We start from the raw sequence: 15,568 nt of genomic DNA on the forward strand, positions 1-15,568 counted from the left end.
TTCCTTGACCTCGACCGCCCACAGCCCCCAGCCGCGCTCCTCGATCAGCGGGATGTTCCGGTCGATCAGTCCGTCGCTCTGCTCGCGCGTCTGCGGCGCCGGGAAGTGCTCCATCACCGCCGGATCGGCGTTCAGCGTGGCGTACGGTTCACGATCGGACTCGCGCCACTGGCGCAGCAGCAGGCGGTCGGTGGTCAGCTCGGTCATGTCACTCCACAGGGATCTTGTTGATCGCATGGTCGCCGGTGGCCCACAGGTACTGCACCGCGTACGCACGCCAAGGCCGCCACGCGCGGGCGTGGTCGGTCAGTGGTTTGGGGGCCTCGGGCAAGCCTAGGTCACGCGCGGCGTAACGGATACCGAGATCGCTGGCCACGAAGGCGTCCGGGTCGCCCAGCGCCCGCATCGCGATCGACTCCACCGTCCACGGCCCGATCCCCGGCAGCGCCGTCAGTTGCTCGCGGGCCCGATCCCAGTCGGCACCCGCGCTCAGGTCGATCTCACCGTTCGCGAGCGTGCCGATCAGCGTGGTGAGCGTCGTACGTCGCGTCTTCGGAAACGCCAGCGTCTCCGGATCCAGCTCCGCCAGCGCCGGCATCGTCGGGAACAGATGGGTGAGCCCGCCACCCGGGTCCTCGATCGGCACACCGTGCTGCAGGACCAGGCGGTGCGCGTGCGTACGGGCGGCCGCGGTCGACACCTGCTGACCGAGCACCGCGCGTACGGCGAACTCCTCGCCGTCGACCGTGTGCGGCACCCGCCGGCCGGGCGCCTTCGCGATCAGCGGCGCGAGTACGGGGTCCGTGCCGAGCAGGTCGTCGACGGCGACCGGGTCCGCGTCGAGGTCGAGCATCCGGCGGCAGCGGCTGATCGCGATCGCCAGGTCCCGCTGGTCGGTCAGCGAGAGCTGGCAAGCGATGCGGTCCGGCATCGGCTTGAGCGCGACGACCCCGTGACCGTGCGGGAGCCGCAGCGTGCGGCGGTAGTGGCCGTCGCGCCACTCCTCCACCCCCGGTACGCCGGTCGCGATCAAGTGGCCGAACAGGTTGTCGGGCGTCAACGGCGCGCGGAACGGGAGCCGCAGCGAGATCGTCCCGGGCGCGCTGGACGACGTACCCCGGCGGGCTCGGCGGCGGAGCTCGGTCGGGGCGAGCGCGAAGACCTCCTGCACGGTCTCGTTGAACGTCCGTACGCTCGAGAATCCCGCGGCGAACGCGACGTCCGCCATCTGCAGCTCGCTGGTCTCGATCAGCAGCCGCGCGGTCTGGGCGCGCTGCGCCCGGGCCAGCGCGAGCGGCCCGGCACCGAGCTCGGCGAGCAGTTGCCGTTGCACCTGCCGCACGCTGTACCCGAGCCGGGTGGCGAGCCCCGGTACGCCGTCCCGGTCGACGACGCCGTCCGCGATCAGCCGCATCGCGCGGGCGACCAGGTCGGCGCGGTCGTTCCACTCCGGGGATCCCGGGCTGGCGTCCGGCCGGCACCGCTTGCAGGCGCGGAATCCGGCCTGCTGGGCGGCGGCCGCGCTCGGGTAGAACCGCATGTTCTCGACCTTCGGCGGCACCACCGGACAGCTCGGCCGGCAGTAGATCTTCGTGGTCAGTACTGCCGTGAAGAACCACCCGTCGAACCGCGCGTCCTTCGACTGGACCGCGCGGACGCATCGCTCCCTGCACTCGTACACGCTGTCCAGCATCCCTGCCGCCACCGACATTCACTAGCGGATTTGCGACATGGAGTTGGGGCCCGGGTTCGCGGATTCGCGACGGGAGGATCCGGCGTCGGATTCTCGCCAGCTTGCTGCGGCGCGGAGCGGTGAGATTGAAACATGAACGAACTACATGGCAAGAAGGCACTGGTGACCGGCGGAAGCCGCGGGATCGGGGCGGCGACCGCCGTCGCGCTGGCGGAACGCGGAGCCGATGTCGCGATCACGTACAGCGCTTCCGCGGAAGCGGCGACGAGCGTGGTGAAGGAGATCGAGGGGCTGGGGCGGCGCGGATTCGCGTTCGCGGTCGACGCGGGTGACGCGGTCGCGGCGGCGGACGGGGTACGGCGGGCCGCGGAAAGCCTTGGTGGGTTGGACATTCTCGTCAACAACGCGGGCGTCGGGGCGATCGCACCGATCGGCGACCTCACGCTCACCGACGTCGACCGGGTGCTCGCGGTCAACGTCCGCGGCGTGTACGCGACCACGCAGGCCGCCGTACCGCTGTTGTCCGACGGCGCCCGGCTGATCCACCTGGGCAGCTGCGCCGCCGAGCGGGTGACATCTCCGGGGATGACGCTCTACGCGATGAGCAAGTCCGCACTGACCGGCCTGAGCAAGGCGCTCGCCCGTGAGCTCGGTCCCCGCAACATCACGTCGAACGTCGTCCAGCCCGGCCCCACCGACACCGACATGAACCCGGCCGACGGTCCCTTCGCCGAACCCCAGCTGGCCGACCTGTCCCTCCCCCGCTTCGCCACCCCCGCCGAGGTAGCCGCCGCCATCACCTACCTCGCCGGGCCGACCGCCGCCTACATCACCGGCACCGAACTCACGATCGCCGGCGGCCACACCGCCTGACCCGTACCGAAGAACGGGTAGTACCCCCACGACACGCCGCGCCAGCCCCCGCAAACGGCCCATTTACCCCACCACTACCCGTTCTTCGGTACACAAGTAGCCATGAAGTTCTCGGTGACGGTAGGCGCGGTCGGCCTTGGACGCGATCCACGCGGCCTGGCGGAGCTGGCGCGGGTGGTGGAGGGGTCCGGTTGGGACGGGTTGTTCCTGGAGGACTACCTCGTCTACCAGGGGGACGCGACCGAGCCGACGTACGACCCGTGGATCTGCCTGGCGGCGATCGCGACCGCGACCGAGCGGATTCGGATCGGGACGACCGTGACGCCGTTGCCGCGCAGGCATCCGTGGAAGGTTGCCGCCGAGGTGGTGGCCCTGGATCAGTTGTCGGGTGGGCGGATGGTGCTTGGGGTGGGGAGTGGGGATCTTGGGGATCCGTTCATGTTGGAGCGGGATCCGCGGGTGTTGGCGGAGAAGTTGGATGAAGGGTTGGAGGTGATCGATCGGTTGTGGACGGGGGAGCCGGTCAGTTTTCGGGGGAAGCACTACGCGCTTGACGGGGTGCGGCTGACGGCGCGGGCGGTGCAGGAGCCTCGGGTGCCGGTGTGGGTTGGGGGTGACCTGTCGGTGCCGGCGGTGCGGCGGCGGATTCGGCGGTGGGGTGGATCGTGTGCGTACAAAGGCAATGGCGGCATCACCCCGGACGACGTACGGCGGTTGCGGGCCGGGCGGGACATCGAGGTGAAGGTGAGCGGTGGGGATCCGGCGGCGTTCGCGGCGGCGGGGGCGACCTGGTGGGGGCGGTGGATCGCGCCGGGATCCGTCGCGGACACGCTGGCGATCATCAGGCAAGGACCGCCGGCGATCTGAACCGTTGACAGCGGCACGACACCGGGGAGAGACTGCGATTTGAACGTTCAAACCCGCGGGAGGTCGCCTTGGCTACGTTGAAGCAGGTGGCCGCGCACGCCGAGGTGTCCGTCCAGACCGTGTCGAACGCTCTCAACGCCCCGCACCGGCTCCGCGCCGACACGCTCGAACGCGTCAACCGCTCGATCGAACTCCTCAACTACCGTCCCAATCGTAACGCCCGCAGCCTGCGCACCAGCGCGGTCGAGCTGATCGGGTACTGCGTGCCCAACTGGCCGAACCAGACCCACCTGGTGATGGACCAGTTCCTGCACGCCCTCTGCGCCGCCGCCGAACGCACCGGCCGGCACATCCTCCTGTTCACCGCGCCACCCGGTGTCGACGGCATGCCGACGTACGACGATCTGCACGCGCGGCGGATGGTCGACGGGTTCGTGCTGTCGCAGACCGAGACGCACGACCCGCGGCACGGGTGGCTGAAGGAGGAGGACATCCCGTTCGTGAGCTTCGGCCGGGTGTGGGGGCAGTCCACGCAGCCGGGTCCGTGGGTGGACGTCGACGGCGCGACCGGTTCCGCGATCGCGGTGCGGCACCTGTACGGCACCGGCCGGCGCCGGATCGCCTTCCTGGGCTGGCCGAAGTCGTCCGGGCTCGCGGAGGACCGGCTGTCCGGCTGGCGTACCGCGTGCAAGGACCTCGGCGTACCGACCACCGGGCTGGCCGTTCGGTGCCGGGCCGACAGCATCGAGGAGGGCGCCCGCGGTACCGCGCGGCTGCTCGACTCCGGCCGCGCGTTCGACGGGATCGTTGCCCTGAGCGACGTTCTCGCGCTCGGCGCGCTCCGCGAACTGACCGCCCGCGGCATCACTCCCGGCGCGGGCGTCGGCGTGGTCGGGTACGACGACTCGCCGCTCGCCGAGGTCGTCTCCCCCGGCCTGACCAGCCTCCGGCAACCGATGGACCGGATCGCCGAGGAGCTGATCACGATCCTCACCGGAGACCAGCAGCCGGCCGAACGGCTACTGCTACCCGAACTGGTGATCAGGGGCAGCTCCGCCCCTGGCTGACCCGGCGCTCTCCCCGGCGCCGCGAGAAGGAGGAATCCGCCATGACTCCCTATCCGACCCGAAGTAGCTCACCCCCGCCCCGGCGAGGGCCGGTACGACGCACTGCCGGCATCGTGCTGCTCGCCACCGCAACTGTCCTGGCCGGCTCCGCCTCCGCGCTCGCCGGTCCGACGACTGCTACCGGCAAATCCACAACCACAACCTCGCCGTCCGAGCTGTCCGTGACCTCTCGGCTTGCGGATCGGCGGTCGTTGGTGGTGGGGGATCGGGCTTACGCGATGGGCGACGAGTCCGGGCTGTATCCCGCGTCCGGATGGCACGTGCGGGGTGAGATGGGTGGGTTCTGGACGCAGCCGATCAAGCTCCTGGACGGGATCTGGTTCGGCCTGGACGGGAACTGGCTCGGCAAGCAGGTGCCGGCCGCGAAGTACACCAGCGGTCACGGCTACAGCCGGATCGACTACCCCGGTTCGGTGAACGTCCGCCGTACCGACTTCGTCCCCGACGGCGTCCGCGCCACGCTGGTAGGCCTGACGCTGACCTCCGGTACGACGAAGACGGTCAAGCTGGACGTCGACGCGCACTCCGAGCTGATGCAGCCGTACCCGTGGGACTGGACCACCCCGACCGCGATCGACGCCAACCTGCCGGACACCGGCGACTTCGCCGACGGCGCGCTCCGGTTCCGCGAGCAGGGCACGCCGTCGTACCCGAACGCGAAACCGCACGACTTCGCCGCCTTCGTCGGATCGTCCCTGCGTCCGGCGAGCCATCAGCTCGGCCCGGACCACCGCGGCCCGCAGAGCCCGGCGGTGATCTGCCCGAAGGACGGTACGACGCCCGCGCGCTGCGACGACTCGCTCACCGGCAAGGGCACCGGCGGCCGGCTCACGTACGACGTACCGCTGAAGGCCGGCGAGCAGAAGACGATCTGGTTCGCCGTGGCCGGATCCGATCAGGGCAGCAAGGCCGCCGAAGGCGAGTACCGCAAGGCGCTGAGCAACCCGGACCTGTTGCTGCGGGCAAAGACCGCGTACCGGGCCGGGATCGACGCGCAGTCCGCAGTGGACCTGCCTGGTGACCGGCTGCTGCAGCAGAGCGTCGAGTGGAGCAAGCAGAACCTGGCCGACTCGGTGCAGCAGGCGAACAACCTGCAGATCCGGGACGTCAACGAGGGCAAGGACTATCCCGCGCCGCTCGGGACCGTGCCGACCGCCCGCTGGTTCGGCGCCGGATTCCCGGACTACCCGTGGCTGTTCGCGACCGACGGCGAGTACACCGCGTTCGCGGCCGTCGCCGCCGGCCAGTTCGACACCGTGAAGGAGCACCTGCGGGCGCTCCGCGACGTCAGCGACATCCTGAACCACCGCAGCGGCAAGGTCGCGCACGAGGTGACGCCGACAGGCGACGTGTACTTCGGCTCGAACCAGAGCGCGGGCAACACCGACGAGACCGTGAAGTTCCCGAGTACGGTGGCGTTGCTGTGGCGGTGGACCGGTGACAACAAGTTCCGCGACGAGATGTACGACTTCAGCGTCCGGAACCTGCAGTACGTCTACAAGAACCTCGACAAGGACGGCGACGGCTGGCCCGAGGGCCTGGGCAACGTCGAGCGCTCCGGGATGGGCGTGGAGAAGCTGGACAACACGGTCTATCTCATCCGTGGCCTCAGCGACCTCGCCGACATGGCCGCGTCCAAGCACGACACCAAGACCGAGCAGTGGGCGACCGCGAAGGCGAACGACCTGGAGTCCCGCTTCGAGGCGCAGTGGTGGATGCCGAAGGCGCTGGGGTACGCCGACTCGATCGACGACCCGGCCAACCCGGCGAACGACAACACCCCGATCTTTCAGCGGCACTGGATCGGCGTCACCCCGATGGAGGCGGTACTGAGCGGGGCCTCGCCGCTCGCGTCGGCCGAGCACGCGAAGATCGCCCTCGACCAGCGCGAGACGCCTTGCTACACAGGGGAGTTCGGGCTGTTCCACACCGGTACCGGGGCGACCTCCGACCCGAAGGGCAACCCGGGCGCGACGTGTGACGGCGTGGTGTCGCAGGTACCGAGCGAGCGCAGCATCTTCGGCCTGAACACCTCGATCATGGCGGTTGCCGAGGGCAACTTCGGCCGCCTGGGCACGAAACAGCAGCAGGTGTACACCACCGGCAACGCGCGGATCCAGCTCGACCCGTCGGTGTGGGAGACGCCGGGCGCGATGCCGGAGATCGCGCCGTCGCCGGACTCCCCCGCGAACATCGGCCGGGCGTTCTACGACCGCTCGATGGCGCTGCAGGCGTGGGGTACGTACGGCATCCTGTGGCCGGTGATCCACCAGCAGCTCGGTGTCGACCCGGATCTGGGCCACGGGCGGATCTCCGTCGTACCGCAGCTCCCGGAGGGCCAGCAGAAGGTGGCCGGCAGCAACATCCGGGTCGGCAGCGGGGCCGTCGACGTGTCCGCGCGCCTTGCGGGTAAGGCGTTGACGACCGACGTGACCATGAAGGGCGTCGGCGCGGCGCTGACCGTCGGAGCGGTGCTGCCGTCCGGGGCGAAGGTCCGGGGCGTGACGGTGAACGGGCAGCCGGCGTCGTACAAGCTGGTCACCACCACTCGCGGGACCGAGGTCCAGGTGCCGGCGCGCGGGGCGCACACGGCGCTCGTGATCACTCTGCAGTAGTCCCTCCCGATCAGCCGGCCGGTGCGCATCCGTTCTGCGCGCCGGCCGGTTCGGCATTTCCGGATACGTCGCGCGCACAAAAGGCGGCGGGCCCCTCCGAGTATGAGTCGGAGGGGCCCGCCCAGCTGAAGGAAAGTGACGTCTCCAGCTTCCCGATCCGGGTCCGTGGAGGCCGGCAGACCCCGTCACCGGTCTACCTCGGTGGGGATCCCCACCGCGAGGGCCCTCGGTTTCCGTTCGACCCGCTGCCCCGATCCGAAGCAACGTATCGACCTTTCTACGCCCGTCGGCGAGGTCCGCACAACCCTTTCCCGGAGACAGATTCGGTCGTCCACAATGTTGGTGCATCCATCCACAGAAACGGCCCGAGTTATGCACAACCCCTGTGCATAACATCTCTTAGCCCTTAGGAGGTTTGACCGCCATCGGCTGCAGGATGCGGAACCCGGCGTACAGGCCGAGGGCGCTGACGACCAGCACCGACGGTACGGCGACGGCGAGCGGTGGGCGGTGGTAGCCGACGTTGTTCAGGATCGCCGCGAGCCACTGCGCGACCAGCAGCAGCTCGGCCGCGACGGCGGGGACGAAGGCGAGCGGGAGCAGCATCACGCCGCGCCAGAACCCGAGCCGGACGAACGTGATCCCGAGCAGCCAGCCGGTCACCTCGTGGGCCAGGATCATCAGGAAGAACTCCGCGAAGATCATCCCGGCCTGCGAGGGGTCGCCGAACAGGTGCGCGTTGGTCAGCTTGTCCGGCCAGCCCTGCCACGCGTACAACCCGCGTTCCACCTGGTAAACCAGCACCCAGAGCACCGAGGTGGCGACCGCCGCGCCTGTCAGGTAGATGCCTGCGGCAACAGAAAACATCCGCCGGGTGATGCCCTGGGAGATCAGCAGCGAGAAGTACGCCGGGGTGATCGTGATGCCGATCGCCATCGAGAAGTACTTCGGCGACTGCGTCCCGTAGTCCCAGGCACTGGCGGTGACGCCGCCGGACACCAGCTGGATGACCAGACCGACGAAGAACAGCGCGATCACCATCACGACCCAGTAGCTGACCAGCATCGGCCGCAGCCCGATCACCATCGACAGCACGGCCTGCTTCAGCCGCCGCACATCGGTAACCCCGCGCGGCAGCACCGCCGTACTCACGACCTCGCTCCCGTCAGGTGGACGAACAGGTCCTGCAGGCCGACCGGCCCGATCTCCAGGCCGGCCGCGGACGCCTGGGCGAGCAGGGCCGGATCGAGGTCGCCGAGGACGGTGGTGGACTTCGTACCGCCCAGGCGCTCCTCCGCGAGCACCGTGAAGCCCGCGGTGAACTCGTCGACCGCGGCGGCCGGGCCGACGATCGAGGCGCCGCGGCCCCGCAGCGCGTCCACCGGCGACTGGGTGACCAGCCGGCCCCTGTCGAGGATCACGACCTCCTCCAGCATCGTGCTGACCTCGCTGACCAGGTGCGTCGAGAGCACGATCGTGCGCGGCACCTCGGCGTAGTCGGCGAGCAGCATGTCGTAGAACAGGTTCCGGGACGGCACGTCCATCCCCAGGTAGCTCTCGTCGAAGATCGTCAGCGGGGCGCGGCCGGCGAGGCCGAGCACGACGCCGAGCGCGGACTTCTTACCGCGGGAGAGCTTCCCGATCTTCTTCGCCGGCGGGATCTCGAAGCGGTCCATCAGCTCGGCGGCCAGGTCGGCGTCCCAGTACGGCCGGAGCCCCGCCGCCAGCCGGAGCGCGTGCCTCACCGGCGCGCTGTCCGGTACGTCGCCGGACTCGCGGATCAGGCACACCCGACTGGTGACGACCGCGTTCTCGTACGGCTCCTGCGCCGTACCGAGGTCACCACCCTCGATCAGCACCCGCCCGGCGTCCGGCCGGCGGAACCCGGCGAGCGTGGCGGCCAGGGTGCTCTTGCCGGAGCCGTTCCGGCCGAGCAGCCCGTGGATCTTGCCCGGCGCCAGCCGCAGGTCCAGCCGGTCCAGCGCGGGCGTCCCGGCGAACCGGACCGACAGGTCCTCGGTCCGCACCGTCAGCGCGGCGGTCATCGGGCCGCACCGCCGATGTGCTGGACGATGTCGGTGAGCGGGATGCCGATCGCCTTCGCCTCGCGGATCATCGGGTCGACCACCTCGGCGAAGAACGAGTCCCGGCGGCCGTTCCGGAGCAGGTCGCGGGCGTCCGGGGCGACGAACATCCCGATCCCGCGCTTCTTGTAGAGGATCCCGTCGTCGACCAGCTGCGCGAACCCCTTGGCCGCGGTGGCCGGGTTGATCCGGTAGAAGGCGGCGTACTGGTTGGTCGACATCACCTGCTCCCCCTCCGCCAGCGCACCGCTGACGATGTCGTTCTTGATCTGCTCGGCGATCTGCAGATAGATCGGACTCCGGTCGTCGAACACCGTCCCCCCTTCCTCGGTTAGCTGGTCAAGTGACGAACCGTAGCACCGCGCCGGGTCAGCCTCCGGCGGAATACTGGGCCTGCTGCAGCGACTTCTTCAGCGCCGGTACGACGGGGCCGACCCGGACCGCGAGCTGCGCCAGGCGGTCCTTGTGGCGGGTCCGCTGGTCCCTGCCAATGACGGTCCGCAGATCCGCGGTGGCCGCGAGTACGACGACGGACGCGTCCCGGAGGTCCACCCGGGACACCAGGCGCGACGGCCGTAGCGTGTCCTGGGCGCTCCGCAGTACGTGACGCCGTACGAGCGGGTGCCGCAGCGTGATCCGGTCCGCCGGGATGATGCCGAGCACGCGATGCGGCTCCACCTTGATCAGGCGCGCGCGGGCGAGCTCGTCGCGGACCTGCCGCACGGTCGCGCCGCCCCGCCGATCGATCCAGTGCCGCCAGCGCCGCGGCCCGACCGCCCGCAACTCCTCGAGCACCGCCGCCACCACTGGATCCGCCGGCGCCGGCCCGGTCGCCACTCGCGCCCGGTCGTTGTCGTCGGCGAGGTTCCCGCTCAGCTGCAGGTCCACCAGCACTGCGGCCCGCAGTACCTTTCCGAGCTTCGCCCGAGCCGTCAGCCGACCTCGCTCCGGGTCGTACGCGAGCAGGAAAAGCCTTGCGGCCAAGGACTCCGGGGCCGCTGCGTTGCCGAGCGCAACGGTCTTGCGCGGTCGGGCGGGTCGCCTGGCCGGCGTCGAGCGTTCGGGCCGCCGGAGCGGCATCACCACTGCTCTACTCATCGTCTTCCTCCTTGGACGGGCGGCCCGGGCGGCGTTGCTTGGTTACGCCGGCCGGAAGCCGGCCGGCTTCGGCCAGGGCGCGACGAAGCACGTACTCGATCTGGGCGTTGGTGCTGCGCAGGTCGTCGTTCGCCCAGCGGGCGAGGGCGTCGTGCACCGCGGGATCCAGCCGGAGCAGGACCTTCTTCCGTTCGACAGCCACCAGGGCCTCACTGGTACAGGGAGCCGGTGTTGACGACCGGTTGGGCGTCCCGGTCGCCGCACAGCACCACCATCAGGTTGCTGACCATGGTCGCCTTGCGCTCTTCGTCGAGCTCGACCACCTGGTGCTCGGACAGCCGGTCCAGCGCGAGCTCGACCATGCCGACCGCACCCTCGACGATCCGCTGCCGGGCCGCGACCACGGCACCGGCCTGCTGGCGGCGCAGCATCGCCTGGGCGATCTCCGGCGCGTACGCCAGGTGCGTGATCCGGGACTCGATCACCCGGACGCCAGCCGCCTGCACCCGGGCCCCGATCTCGGCGGACAGCTTCTCGGTGATCTCGTCGGTACTGTCCCGCAGCGACAGCACGCCGCCGTCGGGGTGTACGTCGTACGGGTAGCTGTTGGCGATGTGCCGGACAGCGGTCTCGGTCTGGATCGACACGAACTCGACGAAGTCGTCCACCTCGAACATCGCCTGCGCGGTGTCCTCGACCTGCCAGACAACCACGGCGGCAATCTCGGTCGGGTTGCCGTCGGTGTCGTTGACCTTGGCGACCGCGGTCTCGTGGTTGCGGATCCGGGTCGACACCTCGCGCCGGGTCGCGATCGGGATCACCCAGCGCAGACCCGTGGTCCGGACGGTCCCGGCGTACTGCCCGAGCAGCTGCAGCACCCGCGCCCGGCCCGGCGACACCGCGGTCAACCCGGCGGCGACGATCACCGCGACGATGAACACCAGGATCCCGAGCCCGACGATCCAGCCGTTCCCGGCGCCGGCGCCGAGGATGAACACCACCACGCCGAGCACCGCCAGCAGGAACGCCAGCACCGCGAACGGCCACCCGTTCTGCTCCCAGCCACCCCGCTCGACCACCTTCGGGGTCGGCATCTCCACTACGACATCGCTCATCACACGCTCCTCTCGAATAGCTTCAAGGTAGCAAAGTGATATCACTTTTAGCAAGCCGGCTCCACCACCTCCCGCCTCTCCCGTAGCCGCCGCTCGTGGGGTGGGATCAGGGCAGTCGGGTGGCGAGGGATTCCAGGGAGATCTGCCAGGTGGTGGCTCGGGAGTTGGGGAGGGGGTCGATGGCGGACGGGCCCCAGGCGTGGATCGGGCGGATGCCGTGCAGGGCGTTGAGGAGCCAGGCCTCGGTGGTGGCTGCCAGTGCGTCGGGAGTGATCGGGTGTTCGGAGACCTCGACGCCTTCGGTGGTGGCGATCTGGCGGAGCAGGCTCGCGGTGACGGACGGGAGGAGCGGACGGCCGGACGGCGGGAAGCAGAGCGTGTCGTCCTCCCACCAGGCGACCGCGGAGTACGCCGCCTCCAGCACCGTCCCGTCGGCGTCCAGCAGCAGGATCTCGTCGGCCCGATCCGGCGCGCTCTCCCGAAGCTTGCCGAGCAACTCCAGGTCGGGCCCCTTCACCCGCGGCGCGCTCCGCGGGTCCGGTCCTTCGTGTACGGCGACCCGGACCCGGCCACCGGTCGGCGGCGCCGGCCGCAACTGCACCGCCAGCTCCCCCGACGCCTGCAGCTCGAACCGCGGGAACCACCGCCCGAACCCGGGCATTCGCCCGATCTGCTCGTCCCAGAAGCGTTCCGCGGCAACCCCGGCCGCGGCACACGACCGGACGAACCGCTCCCGGTGCAGCTCCATCCCCCGAACCTTGCCATTGGCAACCAGAAACGAGTCCGCCACCAACAGGTCACCCATTGACTCCCCCAACCGTTCCGCCGACGGCAGCCGTTGCCTTCAGCACCATTTCGTCGTACTCCGCGACCGGGTCCGAGTCGAGCACGATCGCACCCCCGGCCCCGACCACGGTCGCGTCCGGGGTCAGCACCGCCGTCCGGATCACCACGCTCAGGTCCGCCCGCCCGTCCACGGTCAGGTAGCCGAGCGCCCCCGAGTACACCCCGCGCGCACTCGGCTCGAGCTCGTCGATGATCTGCATCGTGCGGATCTTCGGCGCCCCGGTCATCGACCCCGGCGGGAAACACGCCCGTACGGCGTCCACCGCGGTCACCCCCGGTCGCAGCCGCCCGCGGACCGTCGTCACCAGCTGGTGCATCGTGCGGTAGCTCTCGACCTGCATCAGCTGCGGCACGTTCACCGTCCCCGGAACGCTCACCCGGCCGAGGTCGTTGCGGATCAGGTCGACGATCATCAGGTTCTCGGCGCGGGTCTTGTCGTCCTCGGCCAGCGCCTTCGCGGCCAGCTGGTCGGCGACCGGATCGTCGGAGCGCGGCGCGGTGCCCTTGATCGGGCGGCACTCGGCCCACCCGTCGGCGTCCACGGTCAGGAACCGCTCCGGCGAGGAGCTGGCCACCGCGAGGTCGCCGTACCGGAGGAAGGCGGCGTACGGCGCCGGGTTCGTGGACCGCTGCCAGCGGAAGAACTCGAACGGGTCCGGGACCGCGGGCAGCCGGACGCGGTTCGTCAGGTTGACCTCGTACGTCTCCCCCGCCTCGAGTTCCGCGAGCACCCGCGCGATGCCGGCCAGGTACGCCGTCCGGTCCTGCTCCAGGTGCGACTCGAGATCCAGGTGCGCGATCGCGGGGGCGTCGAGGCTGCCCATCCACCAGTCGGAGGCGGCTTCCTCGGCCCGGTCCAGCCAGTGCTCGCCGTCACCGAGCGCGACCAGGTAGCTGAGATCCCGGTCGTGGTCGATGACGACGAACCGGTCCGCCCAGATCCACAGCGCGTCCGGCGTCGAGGCCTCGTGCGCGGCCGCTCCTCCGGTGAGGGCCTTCAGTTCGTAGCCGAAGTACCCGATGTAGCCGCCGCAGAACAGTCCGGCCAGCTCGGCCGGCGGCTCCGCGGCGCGCTCCCCGAGTAGTTGGTTCAGCTCGTCGAAGACGTCACCGTCGGTCACGTCGCGCGCGACCACGTCCGCGGTCGTCGCACCCAGCACGGACACGTGCCGCGGCGTACGGTCGGTCAGGCTGCCGTCGAGCCAGTACGCGACGGGCTCGGCCGCCAGCAGCTCGCGGTAGACGGTCTCCCCGTCGAGCGCCCGATCGAGCCTCCGGACGGACCAGCGCAGCGCACTCACAGGCACACCGTACCGACAGCGGTGAGCCTCAGACAGTCAGTGCCAGCTTCGTCCGCATCGCGGTGATCCGGCGGATCGGGATCGCCACCTCGAGGCCGTCCTTGGACTCCGCGCGGTCCGCGAGCCAGGCGGCCGCGGACTCCCGCCGTACGTCGGCGGTTCCGGGCAGGTAGAGCGCGTTCACCAGCCGGGTCGCGTCGTCGCGGCTGCGGATCAGGTACACGTACCGCTCGCGCTGGCTCTCCATCACGTCGAACCCGGCGTGCTTCAGCTGGTCCTTCAGCTCGGTGATCTCGCCGCCGGCCGGGAACTGCGGCGTCGACCGCAGCCGCGTGGTCAGCCCGCTCAGCGTCCGGATGTCGCCGCGCCGCAACGGCCGGACCGCGGGCACGATCGCCGCCAGTACGCCGCCGCGCCGCAGCACCCGGGCCGCCTCGGCGAGTACGTCGGGCAGCGGCTGCATGACCATCAGCCCCATCGAGCAGGTCACGACGTCGAAGACCTCGTTAGCGAACGGCAGGTGCACGGCGTCCGCCTGCACCTTCGGGCCGGGGGCACCGGTGAGCTGGGCCGCGTTGTTGTCGACGCCGACCACCCAGCGCCCGTACAGCTCCCGCGCCACCGGACCGTTGCCGCACGCCAGGTCGAGGATCCGGCGCGCCTCCCCGGACACCGCCCGGACCAGCCAGCGGTACGGCGTGTGATCGCCCGCCACCGCACGGGACAGCAACGCCTCCGTGCTCCCCGGCGCGGCGGTGTGGAACTCCCGCAGGTACTGCGGCCAATCGACAGGATTCTCAGACATCGGGGCCCGACGCTACCGGCAGAACACCCGATGTACCGCATCGGGTGCAGTGCGTTAACCGAGAGTTGACCCTGCCAGACGCGCTCTCAGACGCGGCTGACGAAGATGTGGCCGGCGGTCTCGTCGCTGATCACGCCGCCGGCCTCGCGGCTGCCGACGAGGACGCCCTCGGCGTCCAGCGTGGAGTCCACCTCGCGACCGGGGAGCGCCCCGGCCTTTCGCAGGACCGCCATCGCGCCGTCGTCGGTCTGCACCGGCTCGGCGATCCGCCGGACCAGCACCCGGACGCTCTCCCCGGTCGCGGTGTCGAGCACCTTGTCGAGCGGCTCGACGCCGATCCGGAAGTCCTCGATCCCGCTCGCCTGGCTGGTGGTCTGCAGCTCCTCCAGCCCCGGGATCGGGTTCCCGTACGGCGATTCCGTCGGGTTGCCGAGCAGCTGCAGCAGCCGCAGCTCGACCGCGTCGCTCATCACGTGCTCCCAGCGGCAGGCCTCGGCGTGCACATCCTCCCACTCGAGCCCGATCACGTCGGTCAGCAACCGCTCGGCCAGCCGGTGCTTGCGCATCACCCGGACCGCCTGCTTGCGGCCGACGTCGGTGAGCTCCAGGTGGCGGTCGCCCTCCACCTTGATCAGACCGTCCCGCTCCATCCGCGCGACCGTCTGGCTGACCGTCGGACCGGACTGGTGCAGCCGCTCGGCGATCCGTGCCCGCAGCGGCACGATGCCTTCTTCTTCCAGCTCGTAGACGGTCCGCAGGTACATCTCGGTGGTATCGATCAGGTCGCTCACGACAACCATTCTCACCTATGCAGGCAAGCCTTACCCAATCGCCGTGGGTACCGGCGGAGGATGAGCACGGTGACGACAGTGATGTGGTTCCGCCGTGATCTCCGGCTGACCGACAACCCGGCACTCCTCGACGCGGCCGCCTCAGGCCCCGTCCTCGGGCTGTTCGTCCTGGACCCGTTGCTGTGGGGACGATCCGGCACTCCACGCCGGGAGCACCTGGCCGCGTCGTTGCGCAGCCTGTCGACGTCGATGGGCGGACGGCTCGTCGTACGGCGCGGCGACCCGGCGGTCGTCGTACCCGCGGTCGCGGCGGAGGTGGACGCGTCGAGTGTGCACATCAGCGCGGACTACGC

At 70.3% G+C, this 15,568-nt stretch carries 17 protein-coding genes; 5 read left to right on the plus strand and 12 right to left on the minus strand.

Annotated features, from left to right (window positions below; genetic code table 11):
* Together VFF46_RS24220 and VFF46_RS24225 are read right to left on the minus strand one after the other, a co-directional pair.
* Positions 1–207, minus strand: a 207-nt coding sequence (locus VFF46_RS24220) for a GNAT family N-acetyltransferase (protein WP_325039492.1), incomplete at its 3' end; no start/stop codon positions are given.
* Position 208: 1 nt separating this feature from the next.
* Positions 209–1,681 (minus strand): AlkA N-terminal domain-containing protein, encoded by a 1,473-nt coding sequence (locus VFF46_RS24225; RefSeq protein WP_325039493.1) that lies wholly within the window; start codon positions 1,679–1,681, stop codon positions 209–211.
* A gap of 144 nt (positions 1,682–1,825) precedes the next feature.
* Between VFF46_RS24225 and VFF46_RS24230 the strand changes: the two genes are divergently transcribed.
* From VFF46_RS24230 to VFF46_RS24245, 4 genes are all read left to right on the plus strand, one after another.
* Entirely contained in the window at positions 1,826–2,566 is a 741-nt protein-coding gene (locus VFF46_RS24230; protein WP_325039494.1) for an SDR family NAD(P)-dependent oxidoreductase, read from the plus strand.
* Between the two features lie 102 nt (positions 2,567–2,668).
* Positions 2,669–3,433 carry an LLM class flavin-dependent oxidoreductase gene (locus VFF46_RS24235; RefSeq protein ID WP_325039495.1) on the plus strand — a complete coding sequence of 255 codons (765 nt, stop codon included), beginning with the start codon at positions 2,669–2,671 and terminating at the stop codon, positions 3,431–3,433.
* A 68-nt stretch (positions 3,434–3,501) separates the two neighbouring features.
* Complete coding sequence (locus tag VFF46_RS24240; protein ID WP_325039496.1) at positions 3,502–4,500, plus strand: LacI family DNA-binding transcriptional regulator; 999 nt, start codon at positions 3,502–3,504, stop codon at positions 4,498–4,500.
* A 113-nt stretch (positions 4,501–4,613) separates the two neighbouring features.
* The gene (locus VFF46_RS24245) at positions 4,614–7,175 is read left to right on the plus strand and encodes a glycogen debranching protein (RefSeq protein ID WP_325039497.1); all 2,562 of its coding nucleotides are present in this window, start codon (positions 4,614–4,616) and stop codon (positions 7,173–7,175) included.
* A 399-nt stretch (positions 7,176–7,574) separates the two neighbouring features.
* On the opposite strand, the gene VFF46_RS24250 is transcribed toward VFF46_RS24245, so the two are convergent.
* The 10 genes from VFF46_RS24250 to VFF46_RS24295 all read right to left on the minus strand — a co-directional run bounded on the left by VFF46_RS24250 (position 7,575) and on the right by VFF46_RS24295 (position 15,215).
* Positions 7,575–8,327, minus strand: a complete 753-nt coding sequence (locus VFF46_RS24250; protein ID WP_325039498.1) for a hypothetical protein — start codon at positions 8,325–8,327, stop codon at positions 7,575–7,577.
* Positions 8,324–9,220, minus strand: a complete 897-nt coding sequence (locus VFF46_RS24255) for an ABC transporter ATP-binding protein (RefSeq protein ID WP_325039499.1) — start codon at positions 9,218–9,220, stop codon at positions 8,324–8,326. Before VFF46_RS24255 ends, VFF46_RS24250 begins: the two co-directional genes overlap by 4 nt.
* Positions 9,217–9,573: a GntR family transcriptional regulator gene (locus VFF46_RS24260; RefSeq protein ID WP_325039500.1), complete on the minus strand. Its 357-nt coding sequence runs from the start codon at positions 9,571–9,573 to the stop codon at positions 9,217–9,219. Before VFF46_RS24260 ends, VFF46_RS24255 begins: the two co-directional genes overlap by 4 nt.
* A gap of 55 nt (positions 9,574–9,628) precedes the next feature.
* Positions 9,629–10,357 (minus strand): GOLPH3/VPS74 family protein, encoded by a 729-nt coding sequence (locus VFF46_RS24265; RefSeq protein WP_325039501.1) that lies wholly within the window; start codon positions 10,355–10,357, stop codon positions 9,629–9,631.
* Positions 10,350–10,559, minus strand: coding sequence for a hypothetical protein (locus tag VFF46_RS24270; RefSeq protein WP_325039502.1), 210 nt, complete (start codon positions 10,557–10,559; stop codon positions 10,350–10,352). The genes VFF46_RS24265 and VFF46_RS24270 overlap by 8 nt, the downstream gene beginning before the upstream one ends.
* A 7-nt stretch (positions 10,560–10,566) precedes the next feature.
* Positions 10,567–11,472, minus strand: a complete 906-nt coding sequence (locus VFF46_RS24275; RefSeq protein WP_325039503.1) for an SPFH domain-containing protein — start codon at positions 11,470–11,472, stop codon at positions 10,567–10,569.
* A gap of 106 nt (positions 11,473–11,578) precedes the next feature.
* Positions 11,579–12,277 carry an aminotransferase class IV gene (locus VFF46_RS24280; RefSeq protein WP_325039504.1) on the minus strand — a complete coding sequence of 233 codons (699 nt, stop codon included), beginning with the start codon at positions 12,275–12,277 and terminating at the stop codon, positions 11,579–11,581.
* Positions 12,270–13,619 carry an aminodeoxychorismate synthase component I gene (gene pabB / locus VFF46_RS24285; RefSeq protein WP_325039505.1) on the minus strand — a complete coding sequence of 450 codons (1,350 nt, stop codon included), beginning with the start codon at positions 13,617–13,619 and terminating at the stop codon, positions 12,270–12,272. The genes VFF46_RS24280 and pabB overlap by 8 nt, the downstream gene beginning before the upstream one ends.
* A gap of 28 nt (positions 13,620–13,647) precedes the next feature.
* On the minus strand, positions 13,648–14,424 hold the full coding sequence (locus VFF46_RS24290) for a class I SAM-dependent methyltransferase (RefSeq protein ID WP_325039506.1): 777 nt from the start codon (positions 14,422–14,424) through the stop codon (positions 13,648–13,650).
* Between the two features lie 86 nt (positions 14,425–14,510).
* Positions 14,511–15,215: a metal-dependent transcriptional regulator gene (locus VFF46_RS24295; RefSeq protein WP_325039507.1), complete on the minus strand. Its 705-nt coding sequence runs from the start codon at positions 15,213–15,215 to the stop codon at positions 14,511–14,513.
* A 69-nt stretch (positions 15,216–15,284) separates the two neighbouring features.
* On the opposite strand from VFF46_RS24295, the gene VFF46_RS24300 reads away from it, so the two are divergent.
* On the plus strand, positions 15,285–15,568 hold a 284-nt coding region (locus VFF46_RS24300; RefSeq protein ID WP_325039508.1), incomplete at its 3' end, for a deoxyribodipyrimidine photo-lyase.

The organism is Kribbella sp., from assembly GCF_035655035.1.
Lineage (GTDB): Bacteria > Actinomycetota > Actinomycetes > Propionibacteriales > Kribbellaceae > Kribbella.

What these genes read in the sequence shown, in the direction of transcription:
- VFF46_RS24230 (WP_325039494.1), top strand. Translation starts at nt 1,826, where the DNA reads ATGAACGAACTACATGGCAAGAAGGCACTGGTGACCGGCGGAAGCCGC.
- VFF46_RS24235 (WP_325039495.1), top strand. Translation starts at nt 2,669, where the DNA reads ATGAAGTTCTCGGTGACGGTAGGCGCGGTCGGCCTTGGACGCGATCCA.
- VFF46_RS24255 (WP_325039499.1), bottom strand. Translation starts at nt 9,220, where the DNA reads ATGACCGCCGCGCTGACGGTGCGGACCGAGGACCTGTCGGTCCGGTTC.
- VFF46_RS24265 (WP_325039501.1), bottom strand. Translation starts at nt 10,357, where the DNA reads ATGAGTAGAGCAGTGGTGATGCCGCTCCGGCGGCCCGAACGCTCGACG.
- VFF46_RS24275 (WP_325039503.1), bottom strand. Translation starts at nt 11,472, where the DNA reads ATGAGCGATGTCGTAGTGGAGATGCCGACCCCGAAGGTGGTCGAGCGG.
- VFF46_RS24280 (WP_325039504.1), bottom strand. Translation starts at nt 12,277, where the DNA reads ATGGGTGACCTGTTGGTGGCGGACTCGTTTCTGGTTGCCAATGGCAAG.
- VFF46_RS24290 (WP_325039506.1), bottom strand. Translation starts at nt 14,424, where the DNA reads ATGTCTGAGAATCCTGTCGATTGGCCGCAGTACCTGCGGGAGTTCCAC.